The 1,009-nt window shown below is 46.4% G+C and carries 2 protein-coding genes; both read left to right on the forward strand.

Annotated features, from left to right (window positions below; all coding sequences use genetic code 11):
- On the forward strand, positions 1-437 hold a 437-nt coding region (nrfD, locus tag R7P72_RS26295), incomplete at its 5' end, for an NrfD/PsrC family molybdoenzyme membrane anchor subunit (protein ID WP_318111219.1).
- A 9-nt stretch (positions 438-446) separates the two neighbouring features.
- Positions 447-1,009 (forward strand): cytochrome c biogenesis protein CcsA (gene ccsA, locus R7P72_RS26300; RefSeq protein WP_318111221.1); only part of this gene is annotated, 563 nt, incomplete at its 3' end.

Consider the following 1,009-nt stretch of genomic DNA (forward strand, 5'->3'; position numbering starts at 1 on the left):
TCAACAATCCGGTGTTGCCGATTTTGTTCCTATTCTCAAGCCTTTCTTCGGGCGCAGCGGCATGTTTGATGTTCGGAATCTTAGTGTTTAAAGAGGCGACATCCAGTCCTAGTGTTTCATGGGTGCATGGCTTTGAACGTCCGGTTGTATTATTCGAGTTGTTCGTTTTAGTAACGTTCTTTACTGGCCTGATTTTCAGCGGGGGGCAAAACGAAGTCGCAGCTTGGAATGCAATATCCAACGGCTTTTGGGCGCAGTGGTTCTGGGTTGGTGTTGTGTTGATTGGTATGTTGATGCCGCTAACATTGAACTGGTTAATGCCTTCTGAAGTTCGCCATAAAGGTAGTTACGTCTTTGTCGTGACAACATTGAGTTTGGTCGGCGTGCTGATGCTGCGTACGTTCATACTCTATGCTGGTCAAATGACCGTTGTCTAAGGAGGAACAATGGAGGCTGAACTAGGGTTCTTCTTACTGATTTTCGTCGCAATGGGGGCGAGTTGTTCCGCTGTACTGCATTGGTATCGCCGTGCAGCGGCTAAGCCCATTATGTTAGAACACCAACTTGCGACCTCACATCTCATCAGTTTGGCCTCTGTTGTTTGTCTATTACTGCTGATTGTCTGTTTTATCCAAGACAATTTTGCTCTTGAATATGTGGTCACTCATTCCAACAGCCAATTGCCAACCGCCTACAAGGTTGCAGCGGCATGGGGTGGGCACCAAGGCTCCATGCTGTTTTGGGTCGTGACGCTCAGTTTATGGGCATCATACATTGCACTTAGTTCTCCGATCAGCCAATGCTACACCGCAGATTGCCTTGGCATTATGAATGTCCTGATTGCCGTTTTTGCTTGGTTCACGTTAACAACGTCTAACCCTTTTGAGTTCGCAAAAACATTGGCAGTAGAAGGACGTGATTTGAATCCAATGCTACAGGACATTGGATTGATCATTCATCCGCCACTTTTATATTTAGGTTACGTTGGTTATTCCGCCATTTTGGCGTT

The organism is Vibrio sp. Vb0888 (assembly GCF_033338835.1).
Lineage (GTDB): Bacteria > Pseudomonadota > Gammaproteobacteria > Enterobacterales > Vibrionaceae > Vibrio > Vibrio alginolyticus.